This window comes from Steroidobacter cummioxidans, from assembly GCF_003104955.1.
Genome location: NZ_LSRW01000044.1, coordinates 1 through 21271 on the forward strand (window position 1 = coordinate 1; position 21271 = coordinate 21271).

18 protein-coding genes are annotated in these 21271 nt (G+C 62.2%); 4 read left to right on the forward strand and 14 right to left on the reverse strand.

Features of this window, described 5'->3' with window-relative positions; translation table 11 throughout:
- Together D0550_RS20355 and D0550_RS20360 are read left to right on the forward strand one after the other, a co-directional pair.
- A partial coding sequence (locus tag D0550_RS20355) for a catalase (protein ID WP_116811028.1) occupies positions 1-1637 on the forward strand: 1637 nt, incomplete at its 5' end.
- A 36-nt stretch (positions 1638-1673) separates the two neighbouring features.
- The gene (locus D0550_RS20360; protein WP_116811029.1) at positions 1674-3758 is read left to right on the forward strand and encodes an ATP-binding protein; all 2085 of its coding nucleotides are present in this window, start codon (positions 1674-1676) and stop codon (positions 3756-3758) included.
- 21 nt (positions 3759-3779) lie between these two features.
- Here the strand turns inward: D0550_RS20360 and D0550_RS20365 are convergent, their stop codons facing one another.
- The 5 genes from D0550_RS20365 to D0550_RS20385 are packed head-to-tail and all read right to left on the reverse strand — an operon-like array spanning position 3780 to position 8486.
- Positions 3780-5234 carry an oxidoreductase gene (locus D0550_RS20365; protein ID WP_206606428.1) on the reverse strand — a complete coding sequence of 485 codons (1455 nt, stop codon included), beginning with the start codon at positions 5232-5234 and terminating at the stop codon, positions 3780-3782.
- A 15-nt stretch (positions 5235-5249) separates the two neighbouring features.
- Positions 5250-5651 carry a RidA family protein gene (locus D0550_RS20370; RefSeq protein ID WP_116811030.1) on the reverse strand — a complete coding sequence of 134 codons (402 nt, stop codon included), beginning with the start codon at positions 5649-5651 and terminating at the stop codon, positions 5250-5252.
- Entirely contained in the window at positions 5648-6841 is a 1194-nt protein-coding gene (locus D0550_RS20375) for an acyl-CoA dehydrogenase family protein (RefSeq protein WP_116811031.1), read from the reverse strand. Before D0550_RS20375 ends, D0550_RS20370 begins: the two co-directional genes overlap by 4 nt.
- Positions 6838-7662, reverse strand: a complete 825-nt coding sequence (locus D0550_RS20380) for an enoyl-CoA hydratase family protein (protein WP_116811032.1) — start codon at positions 7660-7662, stop codon at positions 6838-6840. Before D0550_RS20380 ends, D0550_RS20375 begins: the two co-directional genes overlap by 4 nt.
- Positions 7663-7703: 41 nt before the next feature.
- A complete protein-coding gene (locus tag D0550_RS20385; RefSeq protein ID WP_116811033.1) occupies positions 7704-8486 on the reverse strand; it encodes an SDR family NAD(P)-dependent oxidoreductase in 783 nt (260 codons plus the stop codon).
- Positions 8487-8665: 179 nt separating this feature from the next.
- On the opposite strand from D0550_RS20385, the gene D0550_RS20390 reads away from it, so the two are divergent.
- A complete protein-coding gene (locus tag D0550_RS20390; protein ID WP_116811034.1) occupies positions 8666-9163 on the forward strand; it encodes a MarR family winged helix-turn-helix transcriptional regulator in 498 nt (165 codons plus the stop codon).
- A 15-nt stretch (positions 9164-9178) separates the two neighbouring features.
- Here D0550_RS20390 and D0550_RS20395 read toward each other — a convergent pair whose 3' ends face one another.
- The 5 genes from D0550_RS20395 to D0550_RS20415 form a co-directional block, all read right to left on the reverse strand.
- On the reverse strand, positions 9179-10366 hold the full coding sequence (locus tag D0550_RS20395; RefSeq protein ID WP_116811035.1) for an acyl-CoA dehydrogenase: 1188 nt from the start codon (positions 10364-10366) through the stop codon (positions 9179-9181).
- A gap of 21 nt (positions 10367-10387) precedes the next feature.
- A complete protein-coding gene (locus D0550_RS20400; RefSeq protein WP_116811036.1) occupies positions 10388-12718 on the reverse strand; it encodes a bifunctional salicylyl-CoA 5-hydroxylase/oxidoreductase in 2331 nt (776 codons plus the stop codon).
- Positions 12719-12857: 139 nt separating this feature from the next.
- Positions 12858-14345 (reverse strand): indolepyruvate oxidoreductase subunit beta family protein, encoded by a 1488-nt coding sequence (locus D0550_RS20405; protein ID WP_116811037.1) that lies wholly within the window; start codon positions 14343-14345, stop codon positions 12858-12860.
- On the reverse strand, positions 14345-16471 hold the full coding sequence (locus tag D0550_RS20410; protein WP_116811038.1) for an indolepyruvate ferredoxin oxidoreductase subunit alpha: 2127 nt from the start codon (positions 16469-16471) through the stop codon (positions 14345-14347). The genes D0550_RS20405 and D0550_RS20410 overlap by 1 nt, the downstream gene beginning before the upstream one ends.
- 1 nt (position 16472) lies before the next feature.
- Positions 16473-17237, reverse strand: a complete 765-nt coding sequence (locus tag D0550_RS20415) for a cyclase family protein (protein WP_206606429.1) — start codon at positions 17235-17237, stop codon at positions 16473-16475.
- A 109-nt stretch (positions 17238-17346) separates the two neighbouring features.
- Between D0550_RS20415 and D0550_RS20420 the strand changes: the two genes are divergently transcribed.
- A complete protein-coding gene (locus D0550_RS20420) occupies positions 17347-17814 on the forward strand; it encodes a MarR family winged helix-turn-helix transcriptional regulator (protein WP_116811040.1) in 468 nt (155 codons plus the stop codon).
- Between the two features lie 10 nt (positions 17815-17824).
- Here the strand turns inward: D0550_RS20420 and D0550_RS20425 are convergent, their stop codons facing one another.
- Genes D0550_RS20425 through D0550_RS20440 form a run of 4 tightly spaced genes read right to left on the reverse strand, consistent with a single transcriptional unit; the run spans position 17825 to position 21251 of the window.
- Positions 17825-18271 (reverse strand): nuclear transport factor 2 family protein, encoded by a 447-nt coding sequence (locus tag D0550_RS20425; protein WP_116811041.1) that lies wholly within the window; start codon positions 18269-18271, stop codon positions 17825-17827.
- Positions 18271-19455 (reverse strand): pyridoxal phosphate-dependent aminotransferase, encoded by a 1185-nt coding sequence (locus tag D0550_RS20430; RefSeq protein WP_116811042.1) that lies wholly within the window; start codon positions 19453-19455, stop codon positions 18271-18273. Before D0550_RS20430 ends, D0550_RS20425 begins: the two co-directional genes overlap by 1 nt.
- Complete coding sequence (locus tag D0550_RS20435; protein ID WP_161965948.1) at positions 19452-19949, reverse strand: DUF3830 family protein; 498 nt, start codon at positions 19947-19949, stop codon at positions 19452-19454. The genes D0550_RS20430 and D0550_RS20435 overlap by 4 nt, the downstream gene beginning before the upstream one ends.
- A 21-nt stretch (positions 19950-19970) precedes the next feature.
- Entirely contained in the window at positions 19971-21251 is a 1281-nt protein-coding gene (locus tag D0550_RS20440; protein ID WP_153067246.1) for an NAD(P)/FAD-dependent oxidoreductase, read from the reverse strand.
- Positions 21252-21271 lie beyond the last annotated feature (20 nt).

Sequence of the window (21271 nt, forward strand, 5' to 3'; positions counted from 1 at the left end):
GGCTCGGAGATGTGTATAAGAGACNGGTGAAGCCCGAGCCTCACAACGCCATGCCGCAGGCGGCCAGCGCGCACGATACGTTCTGGGACTTCGTGTCGCTCATGCCCGAGTCGATGCACATGCAAATGTGGATCATGTCCGATCGGGCGATCCCCCGCAGCTATCGGATGATGCAGGGCTTCGGCGTACACACCTTTCGCCTGGTCAACGCCGCCGGCCAGTCGACCTTCGTCAAGTTTCATTGGAACCCGCTCGCCGGCACGCATTCGCTCGATTGGGACGAAGCCGTCAAGATCAGCGGCGCCGATTCGGATTTTCATCGCCGCGATCTGTGGGAAGCGATCGAAGCCGGCGCCTATCCCGAATATGAGCTGGGCGTGCAGCTGTTCACGGAAAAACAAGCCGAGAAGTTCAGTTTCGACGTGCTCGACGCCACCAAGCTCATCCCCGAAGAGCTGGTGCCGGTGATGCCGGTCGGGCGGCTGGTACTGAACCGCAACCCCGACAACTTCTTCGCGGAGACCGAGCAGGTTGCCTTCTGTACCGCGCACGTGGTGCCGGGCATCGATTTCTCCAACGACCCGTTGCTGGCAGGACGCATTCACTCGTATGTGGACACGCAGATCACACGTCTCGGCGGACCGAATTTTCACGAGATCCCGATCAATGCGCCCGTTGCGCCGCTGCACAACAATCAGCGCGATGGCATGCATCGGCAGGCGATTCATCGCGGACGAGTGGCCTATGAGCCGAACTCACTCGCCGGCGGCTGCCCTTTCCAGGCGGGCGCCCGTGGCTTCGTCTCATTTCCTCAACCGGTGCAGGACGACAAGGTTCGCGGCAAGCCGGAAAAGTTTGCCGAGCACTACACCCAGGCGACCCTGTTCTGGAACAGTCAGACGCCGGTCGAGAAATCACACATCATTCGCGCGTTCCGCTTCGAGCTGACTCGCGTGCAAACGCCATCGATTCGCGAACGCGTGGTGTCGATGTTGGCCAACGTCGCGCCCGAGCTGGCGCAAGGTGTGGCTACCGGCCTGGGCATCGAAGTGCCTGAAGCGATGCCGACGGTCGTGCCGAAGATCGCCCGGCCCGAAGTAAAGATGTCCAAGCCGCTGTCGTTGTTTGCTCGGCCCGGTGACGGCAGCGTGCAAACCCGCCGTATTGCCATTCTGGTCGCCGATGGCGTCGATGCGCCCTCGCTCACCGCCTTGCACACGAAGCTGGGCGATGCCGGCGCCGTACCTCGATTCGTCGGGCCCCGCCTGGGGACTATAACCGGCGCCGAGGACGAGGCCATCGAGGTCGAGGTGTCGCTGGAAGCAGCGCCTGCCGTTCTGTTCGACGCCGTCGTCATTCCCGACGGCAGCGCCGCTATCGAGACGCTCGGTCAAATCGGCCTCGCGCTGGAGTTCATCAAAGATCAGTATCGTCATTGCAAACCGATGCTGGTCCTGGGCAACGGCAGCGAGCTGCTCGAGCGAGCGCAGATCCCCGAAGCATTGCCGTCCGGAGCCGCCGACCCTGGCTTGCTGCGCTTCGAAGCCGAACAGATCGACGCGGCCATCTCGGCATTCGCCACGGCCATCGGTAAGCATCGTCACTTCGAACGCCAGACCGATCCGCCGCTCATCTGACAACATCGCAAGCCAGCAGCACGTTTCGTAGGACGCATGACGTCATCTGGTGAAAACGAACAACTGCGCTCGGCCCGTTACGCGCTCGCCGACTGCGAGCAGCGCTATCGAGGCCTCTTCGAGGCCATCGACGATGGCTTCTGCATCATCGAGTTCATCGATGGACCGCAGGGGCCGTTGAGCGACTATGTGCACGTAGAAGCGAACAGCGGATACGAGAGGCACACGGGCATCCGCCACGTCGTAGGCAAGCGGATCCGCGAGTTTGCGCCCGATGAAGCGGACGGATGGGTTGCACTGTATGGTGAGGTGCTGCGCACTGGACGTCCGCTGCGTTTCGAACGGTATTTCGATGCTGCCGGCCGTTATATCGAGGTCTCCGCCGCCCGCTTCGAAGGCGTCAGTCCGCGCCAGGTTTCGGTGCTCTTCAGGGACATCACTCAGCGCAAGCAGGCCGAGGCCGCCTTGCGCGAAAGCGAAGCGATCGCCAGGGAAAATATCGAACGCGTGCAGCTGGCACTGGCCGCAGGTGCAATCATCGGCACCTGGCTGTGGGACCTGCAGCAGGACCGGTTCTCGGTCGATGAGGGATTCGCACGCGCTTTCGGTCTCGATCCCGCACTCGGACGCGTCGGGCTGAGCCTGGAGCAGGTCGTCGCGACTGTTCACCCCGATGACCGCGAAGCACTGTCGAATGCCATCAACGAGGCCATCAAACGCGGCGGCCCCTACGCTCATCAATATCGAGTGCGTCGGGCGAACGGCCAGTACTACTGGATCGAAGCGAACGGACGAGTCCATCTCGCTACCGACGGCACGCCGCTGAGCTTTCCAGGGGTGGTGCTCGACGTCGAAGAGCGGCGAGCTGTGGAGGAAGAACGCAATCGCGCCGCCGCCGAGCTGCGTGCACTCACTGAGACATTGGAACAACGCGTCGCCGAGCGATCCGCGGAATTGTTACGTGCGGAGGAGCAGCTTCGACAGTCACAAAAGATGGAGGCGGTTGGCCAGCTCACCGGCGGCCTGGCGCATGACTTCAACAATCTGCTGGCAGGCATCGCGGGTGCGCTGGAGCTGGTCGCCACTCGCTTGAGCCAGGGACGCATCGTCGATGCCGAAAGATACATCGTGGCTGCGCAGGGAGCGACCAAGCGCGCCGCCGCTCTGACGCATCGACTACTCGCCTTCTCTCGCCGCCAGACACTCGACCCGCGCCCCACCAACGTCAACGCGCTGGTGAACGGGATGACCGAGCTGATCCAGCGCACGGTGGGACCCGGCATTCACGTCGAGACGGTCGGTGTGGCGGGTTTGTGGCCGGCCCTGGTCGATGTCAGTCAGCTCGAAAACGCACTCTTGAATCTGTGTCTCAACGCGCGCGACGCGATGCCCAACGGCGGCCGCATCACTATCGAAACTGCGAACCGCTGGTTCGATCACGACGCTGCTCGAACGCATCAGGTGCCCGAGGGGCAATACCTTTCTTTATGCGTCACCGACACCGGCGTCGGCATGGCGCCGGAGGTCATGGCCAGAGCCTTCGACCCGTTCTTCACCACCAAGCCGTTGGGCCAAGGCACCGGGCTCGGCCTGTCGATGATTTACGGCTTCGCCCAGCAGTCCGGCGGTCAGGTGCGGATCTATTCGGAGCTGGAGCGCGGCACGACCGTTTGCATCTACCTACCGCGCCATTACGGCGACGCGACCGACGACGCTGTCGAACGCATCAAACTGCCAACGCCGCAAGCCGAGGTTGGTGAGACAGTGCTCGTCGTCGACGATGAGCCGACGGTGCGCATGCTGATCACAGATGTGCTGGAGGAGCTTGGCTATACCGTCATCGAAGCCGCCGACAGCGGCGCCGGCCTCAGAGTGTTGCAGTCGGACGTGCGCATCGATCTGCTCGTCAGCGATGTGGGGCTGCCGGGTGGGATGAACGGTCGCCAGATGGCCGAGGCAGCACGACAGCAGCGCCCGGGATTGAAAGTGATCTTCATCACCGGTTATGCCGAGAACTCCGTCATCGGCAACGGCCATCTCGAACCCGGCATGCACATGCTGACCAAGCCGTTCGCAGTCGGTACTCTGGCCGCACGCGTGCGCGAACTCATGAATGCATGAGTCCGCGCTGTGCTGGCTGGACTACGACCAATCCGGGGCGAGCAGCCGACGCTTGCCGTCCACCGAACGAACGACGCCGGGTCGATCGAGATCCTCGCGATCCCACAACTCGCAGGTCACTTCGCGATGTCGCTGGTCCAGCGCTTCGCAGTAGTTGGTGTACATGCACAGGCGCACCTCGGCGCCCCGCCCGCTCAGTACCTTGATGAACCAATCGGGATCGGCCAAGGCCTGGCGCGCAAAGCCGACGACATCGGCTTGATCCGTGGCGAGCACGGCTTCGGCCTGATCGAAATTGTGAATGCCACCGGCGGTGACCAGCGGCGTCGAATGTCCGGCCGCTCGCAACGCGCCGCGAATGAGCTTTGACGGCGGCAGATTGCGTCCGAACGGCCCAGTCGCGTCGGAGTAGTACGACGGCATGCACTCGTAGCCGCTCTTGCCCGTATACGGATATGCAGCCTGGCCGACCTTGGGCTGCTTCGCGTCGTCGAATTTTCCGCCGCGAGATACAGAGACGAAATCCATCCCCGCGCCCGCAAACTGCGCCGCATACCACATTGCGTCCTCGACGCTGCTGCCGCCCTCGATGCATTCTTCGGCGAGAAATCGACAGCCGACGGCGAAGTTCTTGCCGACAGCCGCACGCACGGTGGAGAAGACTTCCAGAGGCAAACGCACCCGCGCCTCGCGCGAGCCGCCATATCCATCGGTTCGAGTGTTCGTCGCCGAGAGAAACGATGCCATCGTATAGGCGTGAGCATAGTGAAGCTCGACGCCATCCAGCCCTGCCGCTTCGGCGCGAACCGCCGCGTCAGCGAACAGCTTGGGCAACGTTTGCGGCAGCTTCGCGATGTGCTCCAGCTCAACGTCGGTCACGCGCTCTCGATAGCCTCGCTCGAGCGATTCGAGCTCGCGAGGCGTGAGCACATTGCGCAACGATTCGTCATCCAGCTGGGCCAATCGTTCTCGCGCTGCCGCTTCGGATGCCCCCGGCATGCCCAGCCTTTCGCGATGCTCGTCGGTGATGCGCAGCAGCCGCTCCAAATATTTGGCGCGCTCTGGACGACGACGCATGGCGAGAAAATCGATCAGCTGAATCAGCAGCCGTGTGCGGCCGCCGCTGGCGCGCTTGACGACCTCGGCAAGCTCGCGAATCCCAGGAATGAACCGATCGTCGCCGATGCGCAGCAGCGGCCCGCTCGGCACATCGCGAATGCCAGTGGCCTCGATGACGATGGCGCCAGGACACCCACGAGCGAACCGTTCGTACCACGCGAGCACATTCGGAGTGACGAAGCCATCGTCGCTTGCGCGCCAGGGCACCATCGCAGGCACCCACGTGCGTTGTTCCAAAGCGAGCGGCCCGAGCTGCGCGGGACTAAACAATCGCGAGCTCGCCGCCCGCTCAGCCGTGGGCCACGGACCCGAGATGGGCTGGTAGCGAATTCGCTCCGCCGGCCTCCACATCGACATTGCTGCTCCGCTGGCTCAGCGAGCGCTGGGAATGACCGCGGTCGCTTCGATTTCTACTTTGGCCTGCGCTTCCATCAACGCGACGACCTGCACGACGGCCATCACGGGGAAGTTGCGACCCAGCACTTCGCGATAAGCCTGGCCGATCTGTGCCAGCTCGGCGTAGTACTCGTCGCGGCTGGTCACATACCAGGTGAGACGCACAATGTGCTCGGGCCCGGCACCGGCTTCGGCCAGCACAGCGACGATGTTCTGCAACGTTTGACGGACTTGCGCGGCCAGTCCGACTGCAAACTTCTGCTGCTCATCCCAGCCGATCTGGCCCGCCACGAAGATCTGGCGGCCCTCCGCGGCGATACCGTTGGCATATCCCTTCGGACGCGGCCAGCCGGCGGGTTGCAGCACTTGAATGGTCATTTCAAAACCTCTCGGGCAATGATCAGCTTCTGTACCTCGGTCGCGCCTTCGTAGATGCGCAAGGCACGAATGTCACGGTACAAACGCTCGACGACCGCGCCATGGACGACACCTCGGCCGCCAAACATCTGCACGGCGCGATCGATTACTGTCTGGGCACTTTCGGTGGCGGTCATCTTCGCCATCGCGGCACTCTTGGTTACAGGCTGGCCTGTGTCTCGTTGCCAGGCGGCGCGATACGTGAGCAACGCAGCGGCATCGATCGCAGTGGCCATTTCGGCAATTGCCGCTTGCGTCAGTTGAAAATCAGCCAGCGTCTTGCCAAACATCTGACGCTGCCGCGAATAGGCAATTGCTTCATCCAGCGCGCGTCGAGCGAAACCCAACGCAGCAGCTGCGACGGACGCGCGGAAGATATCCAGCGTACGCATGGCGATCTTGAATCCCTCGCCCTCGGCGCCAATGCGCCGCGCCGCCGGGATTCGGCACTCGTTGAATCGCAACGTGCCGAGCGGGTGTGGTGCGATCACATCGATGCGCTGCTCGACACTGAAACCCGGATCGTTGGGCTCGACGAGAAAAGCACTGATGCCTTGTGAGCCTACGGTGCCATCGGCGCGCTTCTGGCCCGGCGTGGTCCGAGCGAATACACAATAGATATCCGCGATGCCGCCATTGGAGATCCACGTCTTGGTGCCGTTCAGCACATAGTGGTCGCCATCGAGGCGTGCCGACGTCTGCATGGCTGCAACGTCCGAACCTGCGTCGGGCTCGGACAGCGCGAACGCCGAGATGGCCTCGCCGGCGGCGACTTTCGGCAGATACTGCCGCTGCAGGCTCGCATCGCCCGCGATGGACAATGAGCCGCTGCCCAGTCCTTGCATGGCGAACGCAAAGTCGGCCAGGCCGTCGTGATAAGCCAGCGTTTCCCGGATCAAACAAATCGCACGGGAATCGAATTCCTGCAGTGCGCCGCCCTGATCGGCACGAACACAGTATCGCGTGATACCGGCTTTACCGAGCCCGCTGACGAGCTTGCGAGCCTGCGCATCGACTTCCGCGCGCGATTCACCATGCGCATCGGCTAGATGCTCGGCGCTCCACGGGGCCACCAGATCGGCCAGCGTCTGGTGCTCGGGGCCGAAGAACGGCCAGCTGAGCCGCTCGCTCAGATCGAATCGGGTGCTCATTTGCCGATGAACTCCGGTTTGCGCTTGGCCGCAAAGGCCTCGAATGCGCGGCGGAAATCTTCGGTCTGCATGCAGATGGCCTGGGCCTGCGCTTCAGCCTCCAACGCCTGCTCGATGCTCATATTCCATTCCTGGTTGAGCATGTTCTTGGTCATGCTGTGCGCGAACATCGGGCCGGTTGCGAGACTGCGCGCGAGGCGCGTCGCTTCCGGGAGCAACTGCTCGGCGGCCACGAGCTGATTGAAGAATCCCCAGCGCTCGCCCTCTTCCGCCGTCATCGCGCGCCCGGTGAACATCAGCTCCGCCGCACGACCCTGCCCGATCAATCGCGGCAGGATGGCGCACGCGCCCATGTCACAACCGGCGAGGCCGACGCGTGTGAACAGAAATGCGGTCTTCGCGCGAGGTGTGCCGAGGCGCATGTCCGACACCATCGCGATGATGGCACCGGCGCCCGCGCAGATGCCGTCCACCGCTGAAATCACGACTTGCGGACAGCTGCGAATGGCCTTGACCAGGTCGCCCGTCATGCGCGTAAACGTCAGCAGCTCGGGCATGGTCATGCGGGTCAACGGCCCGATGATGTCGTGCACGTCGCCGCCAGAACAGAAATTGTCGCCCGCACCGTCGATGACGACGACGCGAATGTTCCGGTCATAGACCAGATTGCGAAACAGATCGCGCAGCTCGGCGTAGGAATCGAAAGTCAGCGGATTCTTGCGATCGGGAATGTTCAGCGTCACATAACCGACGCCTTGCTCCACCCGCCACAGAAAATGCTTGGCCTGATAACCGGACAGATCGAGTTGAGTGAACGACATACGCCCTCGCCATCGCGCCGACCCATGCCGGCGCGGAACTGTTACATGACTTCGCCGCCGGCGACCGCAATGCTCTGGCCGGTGACGCTTTCGCTGCCGGGCAGGCAAAGCCACGCGACCGCGTTCGCCACTTCCTCGCACCGGATCAAGCGACGCTGCGGATTGTTGGCCACCAGCACCGCCAGCGCCTCGCCTTCCGAGCGGCCGGTCTTGGCCTGAATGTTACTGATGGTCTCGCGCACGATGTCTGTATCGGTGTATCCGGGACAGACAGCATTGACGGTAATGTTGCGGCTGGCGACTTCGAGCGCCACCGAACGAGTGAGACCAATCACGCCGTGCTTGGCGGCGCTATATGCGGAGACATAGGGATAACCTTTCAATCCCGCGGTGCTCGCTACGTTCACGATGCGGCCGAAGTTTCGGTCCAGCATCGAGGGCAACACCAGGCGCATGCCGTTGTACGTGCCGGTGAGATTCACCGCCAGCATGGTGTTCCACAGTGCATCGTCCATCTTGTGCAACGGGGCACTGGTGGCCTGCCCGGCGTTGTTTACCAAGATATCGACGGCTCCAAAATGGTTGACCGCATCCTGGATGGCGGCGCGCATCTGATCGGCGTTGCCGACATCGGCAGCCACTGCGTAACAGGCGTCCTGGCTCAATTTGGCGGCAGTTGCGGTAAGGCTGCCAAGCTGGCGCCCGAGCAGCGTAACGCGTGCGCCTTCAGCCAGCAGTCGCTGTGCGATGGCAATACCGATACCCCGACTCGCGCCTGTGACGAGCGCGTGCCTACCCGATAACAATTGTTCGTTTGCGCTCAAACGGCACCTATCCGCGTCCCGACGCAGCCATAGTACGAGTGATATATTTTAAGTGTCAACCGTCTGCCCATCCCTGCCTGGACACGCGGCCGTTGCCGCTACGGCACAACTCTTTTAGAGTGCGAACAGGTCCCTTCAAGCCCCCTTCCGGAGAGCTGCCCAAGCGGCCGCACGCATCCATGACGACTTCCACTGCAGCGCCCCGCGCCTTCGCCGAGAAACTCGGCGGTGCTCCTCACAGCAAGGTCTCACTGCGGCTGTGGTTACGCTTACTGAGCTGCTCGATGATCATCGAACGGCGCGTCCGGACACGGCTCGAAGAGGAATTCGAGACCACGCTGCCGCGCTTCGATGTACTCGCTGCGCTCGAGCGCGAGCCCGACGGCCTCACCATGAGCCAGCTGTCCACGGCCCTGCTGGTGTCGAACGGCAATGTCACCGGTATCGTCAACCGCCTGATTGAGGAGCTGCTGGTGGTCCGCACCGCTGAATCCGAAGATCGGCGCATTGCCACGGTGCGGCTCACCCGCAAAGGCCGCGAAGCGTTCCAGCGCATGGCCCGTAAGCACGAAGAGTGGGTCGATCGAATGTTCGCCGGCGTCACCGACGCACAGATGGAGCAGCTGATGAAGCTGCTCGCCACTGTGCGCCATTCGGTCGACGAGAACCCGGTCTGACCCGGCTCTAAAACATCAATTCGAGAACGCTGCGATCCCAGTGATGGCGCGTCCGATGATCAGCGCGTGCACGTCGTGAGTGCCTTCGTAGGTGTTCACGACTTCCAGGTTCACCAGATGTCGCGCGATCGGAAACTCATCCGAGATTCCGTTGCCACCCAGCATGTCGCGAGCGGTGCGCGCAATCTCCAGCGCCTTGCCACAGGAATTGCGCTTGAGGAATGACGTGAGCTCCACCGGAGGATTGCCCTCGTCTTTCAGCCGTCCCAGCCGCAGGCAGCCCTGCAGACCCAGGCTGATTTCGACTGCCATGTCCGCGAGCTTTTTCTGGATGAGCTGGTTGGCCGCAAGCGGCCGGGCGAACTGTTTTCGATCCAGCACATACTGCCGCGCCGTCTCGTAGCAAGACTCAGCCGCGCCCAGCGCGCCCCACGCAATGCCGTAACGCGCCGAATTCAGGCACGTGAACGGACCTTTCAATCCCGTGACCGTGGTGAACATGTTCTCCTCGGGCACCAGCACGTCGTCCATCACAATCTGTCCAGTGATCGACGCACGCAAACCGACTTTGCCGTGAATGGCCGGAGCAGACAGCCCCTTCCAGCCCTTCTCCAGAATGAAGCCGCGAATCAGGCCGTCTTCGGTCTTCGCCCAGACCACGAACACGTCGGCGATCGGCGAGTTGGTGATCCAGGTCTTGGAGCCGGTGAGCCGATAACCGCCATCGACCTTGCGCGCGCGCGTAATCATCGAGCCGGGATCCGAGCCATGGTCGGGCTCGGTCAGCCCGAAGCAGCCGATCGTCTTGCCGGCAATCAGATCGGGCAGATACTTGCGCTTGTTCGCTTCGCTGCCGAACTCGTAGATCGGCACGATGACCAGCGAGGACTGCACGCTCATCATGGAGCGATAGCCCGAGTCGATTCGCTCGATCTCGCGAGCGATCAGGCCATAGGAAACATAGTTGAGCCCGGCGCCGCCGTATTCCTCGGGGATGGTCGGACCGAGCAGCCCGAGCTCGCCCATCTCGCGGAAGATGCTCGGATCCGTCTGCTCATGCCGAAACGCCTGCTGAACTCGCGGCAACAGCTTGTCCTGCGCGTACTCGCGCGCAGTCGTTGTCGCCATGCGTTCCTCTTCGCTCAACTGTGCATTCAAGTCGAACGGATCTTGCCAATTGAATTGCGCCTTCGAGCCGCGCATAGATTTGGTGCCTCTTACTCTTCAGCGTCGAACGTTGTTTGCCAGATCGGCCGCAGCGCGCGCCAGATTGTTTTCATACTGCGCGCGGGCCGAACGATACTGCTTCGGCCAGGCCTGAGCGTTGTAGCCGATCTTAGCAGCCTCGTGCATCACGAAGAACGGATCGGCCAGGTGCGGTCTGGCCACCGCGCACAGATCGGCACGCCCGGCTGCGATGATGGAATTTGCATGATCCGCTTCCGAAATCGCCCCGACGGCGATAGTCGGCACGCCGATCTCGTTACGAATCTTGTCGGAGAACGGAGTCTGGAACAGCCGTCCATAGACCGGCTTCTCTTCCTTGACCACTTGTCCAGAGGAGCAATCGATCAGATCCGCGCCTGCCTCTTTGAACATGCGCGCGAAGATCGCTGCGTCTTCGGGCGTATTGCCGCCATCGAACCAATCGTGAGTCGAAAGGCGCACGGAAATCGGCCGATCCTCGGGCCATGCTGCCCGCACCGCCTGGAAAACCTCGAGCGGAAAGCGGGCGCGATTCTCATGACTGCCGCCGTATTCGTCGTCTCGCTGGTTCGTCAACGGCGACAGGAAGCTGGACAGGAGATAACCGTGGGCCGCATGCAGCTCCAGGATATCGAAGCCTGCGTCGGCGGCGCGCCGAGTGGCCGCGACGAAATCAGCGACCACCTGGTCCATGTCCTCGCGCGTCATGGCACGCGGCACGACCGAGTGACTCAAATACGGCAGAGCCGAAGCGGAGAGCAGCGGCCATCCGCCCTTCTCTACCGGCTGATCGATACCTTCCCAAGCCAGCTTCGTAGCGCCTTTGCGGCCCGCGTGACCGAGCTGCACGCCGATCTTGGCGGGCGTTTCCCCATGCACGTAGTCGACGATGCGTCGAAACGCCGCCGCTTGCTCGTCATTCCACAAGCCGAGACAGCCCGGAGTGATGCGAGCATCGGGCGACGTACAGGTCATCTCCGGGAACACCAGCGCCGCACCGCCCATCGCACGCGAGCCCAAATGAACCAGATGGAAGTCATTGGGCATGCCATCTTCGGCCGAATACATCGCCATCGGTGACACGACGATGCGATTGTGCAGCGTCATCCCGCGCACCTTGTACGGAGTAAACATCGGCGGCGGAACGACGCCGCCCGCCTCGACCTCGACGCCGGCGCGCGCAGCAAACCAGCGCTCAAAGTTCCCCAGCCACACCTTATCTCGCAGTCGCAGATTCTCGTGGCTGATTCGTTGCGACCGAGTCAGCATGGAGTACATGAACTGCTCGGGCTCCAGCTGATCGGCATAGCGATGGCCGACCACCTCGAACCACTCCATCGCGTTGCGCGCGGCGTTCTGGATGCGCGCCACGTCGACTCGGCGAATCTGCTCGTAGGCTTCGAGCACAGCCGGGATCTTGTCCGCATCGTGACCGGCAATGTCGAACTGATTGGTCAGCTCGATCGCATCGTCGATGGCGAGCTTGGTGCCCGAGCCGATTGCGAAATGCGCGGTATGCGCACTGTCGCCCATGAGCACGACATGACTCTTGCCGTTGTAATGACTCCAGCGCTCGCACACCAGCCGGTTGAAGTTCAACCACGACGAACCGCGCAGGTGCCGCGCGTTGGTCATCAGCCGATGACCGCCGAGCGTCTCCGCGAAGATCTTCTCGCAGAAGGCGATCGACTGATCCTGATCCGCTTCGTCCAGCCCGTGCGCCTTGAACGTTTCCTCGGTGGTTTCGACAATGAAGGTCGAGGTCTTATCGTCGAAGCGGTAGATGTGCGCCTGGAACCAGCCATGCTCGGTGCGCTGGAAATCGAACGTGAAGGCGTCGAATGTTTTATCGGTGCCGAGCCAGACATAGCGATTCGGCCGAACCTGCAGATCGGGCTGGAAGGTGGCCGCGTACTTGTTCCTGATCCGCGAGTTCACCCCGTCGGCGGCGATGATGAGATCGGCGTCGGGGAACTCTTCGTCGCCCTGGACATCGCGCTCGAACACCAGCTCGACGCCCACTTCCACGCAGCGCTCCTGCAGGATGTTGAGCATCTTCCTGCGCCCGATGCCGACGAAGCCGTGACCGCTGGTGCGCAGCTTCTGACCCTTGAAGACGAGCTCGATGTCGTCCCAGTGATTGAAAGCATCCTCGATGGCAGCCGCGGTCGGCGGATCCCACTTGCGCATCGCTTGCATCGTGGCGTCCGAGAACACCACGCCCCAGCCGAACGTGTCGAAGGGGCGGTTACGCTCGACCACCGTAACCTGGTGGGCAGGGTGCTTGCGCTTCATCAGGAGCGCGAAGTACAGCCCCGCCGGGCCACCACCGATGCATACGATTCGCATGGACTTGTTCTACCTCTGCAGCGAGATCGCTCGAGTCACGGCGCGATCCTCACGATCGTAACTAGCATGCGACCTCGACCCATAAACTTCAAGCCTAAAATGTTTCAGCGAACGAACGTCGCGAGGCGCGCGTTGCTGATTAAGAGGCGAGCGAAAGGTGGGACTTCAGGCCCTCACCCTTCTCGTCCGCCAGCGCTTTGGCGCGAGCCTGCGCCAACCATTGGGCAGTGCGCTGCTCCGGCGGCAGCGCGAAAAAGGCGGCACGGATGGCCTCGAAGTTGCGCAGACCGCGCTCGAACGTGTCACCGTAACCCTTGATGAGTCGCTGGCAACGCACCCACTCCAACGCCAGGCCGAGATCGCTGCCGGCCGCGCCTTGCACGTCGGCGAGCCAACGCTCGATGCGTGCCTGCTCTTCACGATAGCGCAGCGAGCTGCGCCGAAAGCGACGGTACTTCGCCAGAGCTCGCAGGACCAGGAACCACCGAAGACTGGTGGTCTCGACATGGCGGCCTTTCTGAAAGAATCGATCGAGAGTGGACGACAGGCGCTTCGAACTCAGCACGGCGTGACCCAAGCCCGCCGGCAACGTTTCGCATATTTCCTGCAGGCGCGGATGCATGAACTCCGTGACGCTCAAGTGCTGCTCGTCGCCCGCTCGTACTTCGGTGCGAACACGCTGCATGCGACTGGCGCGCGTCTTGAGATCGGCGACACGGATCGTGTCTTCGTAGCTCATCCACAGCGCGAGATGACGAGCCGCCTCAGCGGACACCTCGAACGGCGCGCGATCCAGAGCGGCAATCTTCTCCAAGCGATCGAGATAGAGCTCGGCGTAGGCGCCATCCTGATAATCCATCAATCGCTGCACGCCATGCAGAGCATTCGCATGCGCCGGCGGCGGCAATCGACTGATCAGACGCGCGTGCAACTGCTGCCCCATCGGCGTCGTTGGCTGCGGCAACGCGTGACCTGGCTCGGCAGGCAACGCGATGGCGCCGCTGGCCGCGCGAAAGCCCTGATCGAACCCGGCGAGATTGCTCTTCACCGCAATGCCACTGTCTTTGATGGCCTGCTCGAATGCCTCGCGCGTGAAAGGCAACACCTCGCTGCCAGCCAGCGCACCGAACATGACGGCACTGATGACGCTGGCGGAACGTTCAGTCGCCGCGTCCATATCGAATCCGATGAATCGTTTCGAGCGCTGGCCCGCCGCCTCGATGATCCGCTCGCTGCTGCCGCGACCATCACCCATCGCGGCCTTCTCAGCAATGGCGTAAACACGATGCGTCGAGGTAATCAACGTCGTGCGATCCGCGCTCACAAAATTCCGCAGCAGCGCGCGGCCTGCTTCCATCAGCTCGGACGCGATGACCACGTCCACGTCACCGGGCACGGGCATCTGCGCCATGATCGGTTGACGTCCATCCACCGAGCGCGCCAGCTCGATGTAATAAACAGTCGAGCCGGTGCGCTGAGCGACGCCAGGAACGGACGTGCCCTGCGCCAGCCAGCCATTGTGAAGCGCGACCTCTTGAATCCAGTCGGCGAGCACGCCGCCACCCTGCCCGCCCATGGCAAGAATGGCGATACAGATGCGATTGCGCTTGGGATCGTGGGTATTCATCAGAACGCCTGCGCAGCGCGCGACCGCTCATCACGACGCTGCAGGAAGCCAATCATCGCCAGCGCGATGCGCTTGCGAATACGCTCCCAGCGGGTCGGATTCGAAACGACTTGGGCTCGATAGAAGCTCGGACACAGCACGGCGGCATGCGCGACTTCGCCGCACAGTCCGCAACCGACACAGCTGTTCTCCACATGAGCGACCGGATCCTGCCGCAACGGATCAGGATTGGGTTTGATGGACAACGAGGGACAGCCCGACAGCCGGATGCAACTGTGATCGCCCGTGCATGTGTCGCTATCGACACCGAAGCGCTCGCGCACGACGCGCTTGCCATCTGCGATCGCCTTTTTCACCAGCGGCTTTTCGCGGCGCTGCCGGTTGAGCATGCACTCCGACTGGGCCACGATGATTTTGGGCCCTTTCTCTGGTGACGTCATTGCTTCACGCAATGCCGATGTCATCTGCTTCAGATCGTAGGTGCGATTGATCGTCTTCACCCACTTCGCGCCGATGCCGCGCACCGCATTTTCGATGGGATGACGCGTCGTACGCACTTTGTTGTCGGCGCGCGAGGAAAGAATGTCCTGTCCGCCAGTCGCCGCCGAGTAACCGTTGTCGATGATGACGGTGACAGTATCGTCCTTGTTGAAGACGGCGTTGCCGATGCCCGAGGTGAGACCGTTGTGCCAGAACCCACCATCGCCCATGACCGCGATGGCACGTTTATCTTTCGGCTTGAAGGCCGACGCGCCCGCCGTTCCCAGGCCATAGCCCATGGTCGTGTTGCCGATGTTGAAGGGCGGCAGGATGGAAAAGAGATGGCAACCGATATCTGCGGACACGTGCGTCGCGCCGATCTCGCGCTCCAACAGTTTCATCGAAGTAAAGATCGGGCGCTCGGGACACCCGGTGCAGAAGCCCGCGGGCCGGCCAGGAATCTGACTGGCAACAGCAGCCGGCAGCTGAGAAGTCACTGCCTGCGGCAACTCGATGTTCGCAGCCCACTGGCCCAGAAACTTCCTGAGCCCGTCGATAATTACCTGTGCCGTGTATTCACCGCTTCGCGGCAACATTTCCTTGCCGACGATGCGCGTCTGCAGATCGGCCCGGCGCACCAACGTATTCAGTTCGTGCTCGATGAACTCCGGCTGACCTTCCTCGATGATGAGCACCGCACGCTTACCCTGGCAGAACTCACTGACCTCTTCCGGAATCAGCGGATAAGTAACGTTCAAACAGTAGATGGGCAGCTGCGCGTCGCCGAACGCGTCGGACAGTCCCAGCAATTCCATCGCGCGATTCAGATTGTTGTACAGGCCACCCTGCACGATGATGCCGATCTCGTTGTCGCTCGGACCGAACCACTCGTTGAGCTTCTGGTCGCGAACGAAGGCGACACCGGCCGGCCAGCGCTTCTCGACCTTCTCCACTTCGTGCAGAAAGTTTGCCGGCGGCAACACGATGCGGCTGGTATCACGCACTGCGGACGCAGCGGCGTCGCCGACGGTCATCGGCGGACGTACGTTGTCCTTTGCTACGAAGCTGCCCGTCATGTGGCAGGAGCGGACGCGCAGCTCCAGCATCACCGGCGTGTTGGACGCCTCCGACAGCTGAAATCCCTTCTCGACGGCACCGACGATGCTCGTCAGATTCGGACGCGGATCGAGCAACCACATCTGCGATTTCATCGCGAAGGCGTGCGTGCGCTCCTGCATGATCGAGGAGCCTTCGCCGTAGTCTTCACCGACGATGATCAATGCACCGCCGGTGACTCCGCCAGACGCAAGATTGGAGAGCGCATCGCTGGCGACGTTGGTGCCGACCACCGACTTCCAAGCAACGGCACCTCGCAACGGATAGTTCACCGACGCCGCCATCATCGCGGCGGCGGTTGCCTCATTCGCGCTCGCTTCGAAATGCACGCCAAGACTGGTCAGCAACTCATTGGCGTCCGCGAAGACGTCCATGAGATGGCTGATGGGCGAACCTTGATATCCGCCCACGTACGCGACACCCGATTGCAGCAACGCTTTGGTCACTGCAAGGATGCCTTCGCCGGTGAATGTTTCGCCCGAGCCGGCCTCGAGCTTCTTCACCTCTGCCTTGAAGGAGCGCTCCGCCATCTTAGCTTCCGGCCACCAGCGCCAGCACGCGCAGCGGGCTGCCCGAACCGTCGCGAATCTTCAGAGGCGCAGCCACGATCAGTGCACCGACCGGCGGCAGCTGGTCGAGATTCTCCAGACACTGCAGGCCATAGCGTCCTGCGCCATGAAACAGTGTGTGTGCAGGATAAGGAGGATTGAGCAGATGCGCCTGCCCGGCATCGGTACCGATGGTCTCGACACCAAAGCCGAGCGCATCGCGCTGCTCGATGAGATAACGAACTGCGTCGCCGGACGGACCCGGCGTATGCGCGCCGTCTTCGCGACGATTCGTATATTCCTCCGTGCTTCGCTTCGACCAGTCGGTACGGAACAGAACCCAATGACGTGGCGGAATCTTGCCGTGCTTGGCTTCCCACGCCTGAATGTGCTCTACCTCGAGCAGGAAGTCGGGATTGGCCGCAGCTTCCTTGGAGAAGTCCAGGACCACGGCAGGTGCCACGAAGTCCCGCACCGGGACTTTGTCGACGGAGTTGTCGGCCAGGTTGGCGCCGCTCACCCAGTGCACCGGCGCATCGAAATGGGTGCCCGTGTGCTCACTGACGGTGAAGTTGCTCCAGTACCAGGCGACGCCCCGCTCGTCATAACGCGAGATCACCTCGCGAGAGAACGCTGCACACTGCCCGAACTGGGGCGGCAGGACCAGGACCGGCGTGTCCTCGGACAATGTTTGCGTCAGGTCGACGACCTTGATGGCGCCACTGGCGACATCTGCTGCGAAATTCATCAATCGCTGCGTGCTCGACATAGCCATCCCCCTCTATCATTGGGCTTGTGGCAATATGCGCCGGGAAACTTGCAAATGCAAGTAACTGGGATCCTTTCGAGAACAGGCCATGGCAAAAGACCTTCGTCCCCAGGGCGACCCCGGCTCGGAGTCGTTCCACGTCGATCGGTACCCGTTTTACCAGCTGAACCGCCTGGTCAGCCGCTACAACGTGGTCATCGAGACGGAGCTGCGTCGCATAAAGATCGACATTCCGACCTGGCGCGTGCTGATGATTCTGGGTGAGCAGTGCCCGCAGCCGATCGGCCAGGTGGCCAAACTCGCGGTCATCAATATCTCTACGATGATGCGCATCGTGGAGCGGATGGAGAAGGCCAATCTGATCAAGACGGCCCCGAGCGAATCCGACGGCCGCATCACCGAGCTGACGCTGACCGCCGCGGGCCGAGCCAAGCTGGCTGCAGCCCGCAAGATCACCGCGCCGATCTATCAACGCCTCATTGGCGGCTTCTCGGCGGACGATTTCTCACATCTGTTGGATTTGTTGAATCGGCTGCACAAGAACCTCGAGGGCTGAGTGCCGCGCGTCAAACGTTGAACAGCATCTCCCCGCGTCGCTCCGCAAAGCGCCAGCCTTGCGGCGTGCGGACGAAGCGGTCGGAGAAGCGGCCGACGAGATGCATCGTGGCCTTGCGCCCGCGACCCAATTCATTCTCTGCATCGGTCGGCGCCGCGAAGAACAGAATCCGGGCGGAACCGGACGCTTCCGAATCGCTCTGCGGCGTGATGAACACGTTCGTGACCATGTGCATGGCCACGTGTGGGCTCAGTCGCATGCGATACGAGGCGATAACGTCATCCACCGTCATCGCGCGCTCTGGCTCCGCGGGGCGATAGAACAAACCATCGGGCGCGAACACGTCTTTCAGCTGCTCATAGCGTCCGGAGTCCACCAGCTCGGTAAAGAGCAGCACCAGACGAGAGCATTCGCGCTCGATTTCGGCTGCCGCGGTCGAAGAGAGATTGTGGGTCATCACGCTGCCTTGTCACGAAACTCGAGGCGTTCGAAGAATGCATGCATGCGCTGCATCGCCGTCTCCAGCCGCGTCAGCGACTGCGACCCGAAGCAGACTCGCAAATGCCCCTCGCCCGCCGGACCATAAAAGCTGCCAGCCTCGACGATCACCTTGCACTGATCGAGCAGCGCGTCCGCGAGCTGCTGCGAAGACCAACCGGTGGCCGATATGTCTGGGAACGCGTAGATGCTGCCTTCGGACAGCTCACAGCGAACTCCGCGCATGCGCTTGAGCGCGCTCACGACGAAATCGCGCTTGTAGCGATCGTCATCGACCATGTTTTTCACCGCGGCGGCGCCGTCCACGATGCCCGCCAACGCGCCGTACTGAATGAAGCTGTTGACGTGCGTCACTTCGCTGGTCGTGATCTTCAGCATGGCATTGATCAGCTCCTGTGAAGCCGTGACATAGCCGAGCCGCCAGCCATCCATCGCATAAGCCTTGGTGAACGCAAACATCGAGATGGTGCGCTCGGTCATGCCGGGCAACGACGCAATGCTCACGTGCTGGTGCTGATCGAATGTGATTTGCTCATACACCTCGTCCGAGATGACCAGCAGATCGTGACGCACACACAGCTGCGCCAGACTTTCGAGCTCGGCGCGGGTATAGACGCGTCCGGTCGGATTGCAGGGATTGACCAGCACGATCGCCTTGGTGCGATCGGTGATGTGCGGCTCGATCAGCGCTGCATTGATGGAAAAATTGTTCTTCGCATCCAGCGGCGCGACCACGGGCGTGCCACCTGCGAGCGCGACCTTACCCACATGCTGCGGATAGAACGGCTCGAGCAGAATGACTTCATCGCCCGGATCGATGGTCGCCATGAACGCGGCGTACGACGCCTGCGTCAGTCCGTTGGTGACGAGGACCTGCTCGGCGCTGCTCTGAATGCCGTTGAACGTCTGCAGCTTTTTCGCGAGCGCGTTGCGCAGCTCCGGTTGTCCGCGAAAATCGCTGTAGTGCACTTTGCCTGAGAGCAACGCCTTGATCGTAGCGTCCTTGATGAGCGCAGGCGTATCGTGACAGGGACGGCCGAGTTCCAGATGAATGTACTCGTCGCTCGCGAGCTCCGCAGCGCGACCCGCCATGCCATAACTCTTCGGCGGCGACTGGGTGATACGTTTCGCCAGAAAGCTCATGACGTCACCTCCGCTTCACGGACGAATTCCAACTCGCACACACCGTTGCGCCGAATGGCCTGGCAACCCGCCTGATACCTGGCGAAATCCTCGGGCACGATGCGTGCCGCAACCGATCCCATGATCCAGCCCATGGGCATCAACAGGCGCGCGCCATCGCCATAGAACAAACCCACATCGAACACGTCAGTGTCGGGCATGCCCTTCCACTGCCCACGCGCGGCGAGCACGGTCGCGATCTCTCCTGCGGCGGGAAAGCTCGTGCCGTTTTCCAAGGGCATGCCTTCGAGCACGCGAGGATCGGGGAATTTTGCGCCCGGCACAGGACACGAGATCTCGGGGCCGGTCCACATGGCATGCTGCGCAAAGTGCCGACCGCTGGCGCCTGCGAGCGCCCACAGCGCCGCGGCGGCGCGCGGCGCCTTGTCGTCGAGCAACTCCGCACGAACGTCGAGCCCGCTGCGTTCCTCACGAATGCGAATGTATCTTGCCACTTCGGTCACCTTCTTCTCGGGTCAGGGGCGGCCAGCGGCCCAATCCCTGATTACTCCATAATACGGATACAGCGGCGCAAACAGTTTCTGTACCAGCGCCGAACTCGCGCCTTCAGGGCGGGTGATAGGCAGCGGCAGATCGCTCGTGCGCTCGCTAGTCACGTATTGCGCGATCGCCTCGCCCAGCGCCGTCGACATCGCGATTCCTCGCCCGTTGCAAGCCACCGGCGCGATGACACCATCGTCGAATACCGAAAGCTGCGGTAAGCGCGAGCGAGTCACCGAGGCGACACCGGACCAGACAAACTCGATCGCCGGCACCTGGGGCAGAGACAAATGCTTGCGCAGTCGTCGCGCCATCAATCCTGCCGCGATTTCCGCCGTCATGCCCCAGGCATCGACGGTACCGGTGATCAATCGCCAGTCGCGATCGAATCGATACGTGAACAGATTCGAACGCGTATCCGACAGACATTCGCCATGCTTGAACAGATGAGCACGCTGCGCCTCTGGAATGGGCGCGGTCGCACACTGCCAGATCTTCATCGGAATGATAGATCGTTCCAGATCGGCATACGGGCCGCTGGACCGTCCGTTTGTGCAAAGGATGGCTTGATTCACCAGCGCTCGCCCCTGCTTCGAGGCGACCACGAGCTTGCCGTTGTGTCGCTCGATCGAGCGCACCGCAGAGCCTTCAAAAATCTGCGCGCCCAGGCGCTCGGCCGACCGGGCCAGGCCCACCGTGTAGTCCACCGGCTGCAGCGTGCCGCCCTGGCGGACCATCCAACTGCCCACATAACCAGGAACGCCGCTGCGGCGGTATGTTTGTTCGCCGTCGAGCACTTCCACTGGAAATCCCGCTCGTTCCCAGTCGCGCGCCACCTGCTGCACACGACGCCACGAATCGGGACCGTGCGCCGGCTGATACCAACCCGATTGCTTGGCATCGCATGAGATGTCCTGCTCTCGGATCAAATCGAAAACGCGATTCGCCGCCGAGCCGGTCATCTGGACCAGCCGCGCGCCGGTATCGCCAAGCGCTTTGATCACGTCACTCGGGCCGCCAAACGTAAACGTCGGCACCACGAATCCGCCGGGGCGCGATGAAGCGCCCTCAGCGACCCGTTGACCTTCGATGACGATGACCGATACGCCGCGCGACGCTAGTGTCAGGGCAGTGACCGCCCCCATGATGCCGCAGCCGATGACCGCGACATCCGCTTTCACATCTCCGCTGAGGATGGGAAAGGTGGGCGCGATCTCGGCCGTCTCGCGCCAGAGAATATTCCTCTTGAGTGACATTCGTCCTCGATCGAGCAGCT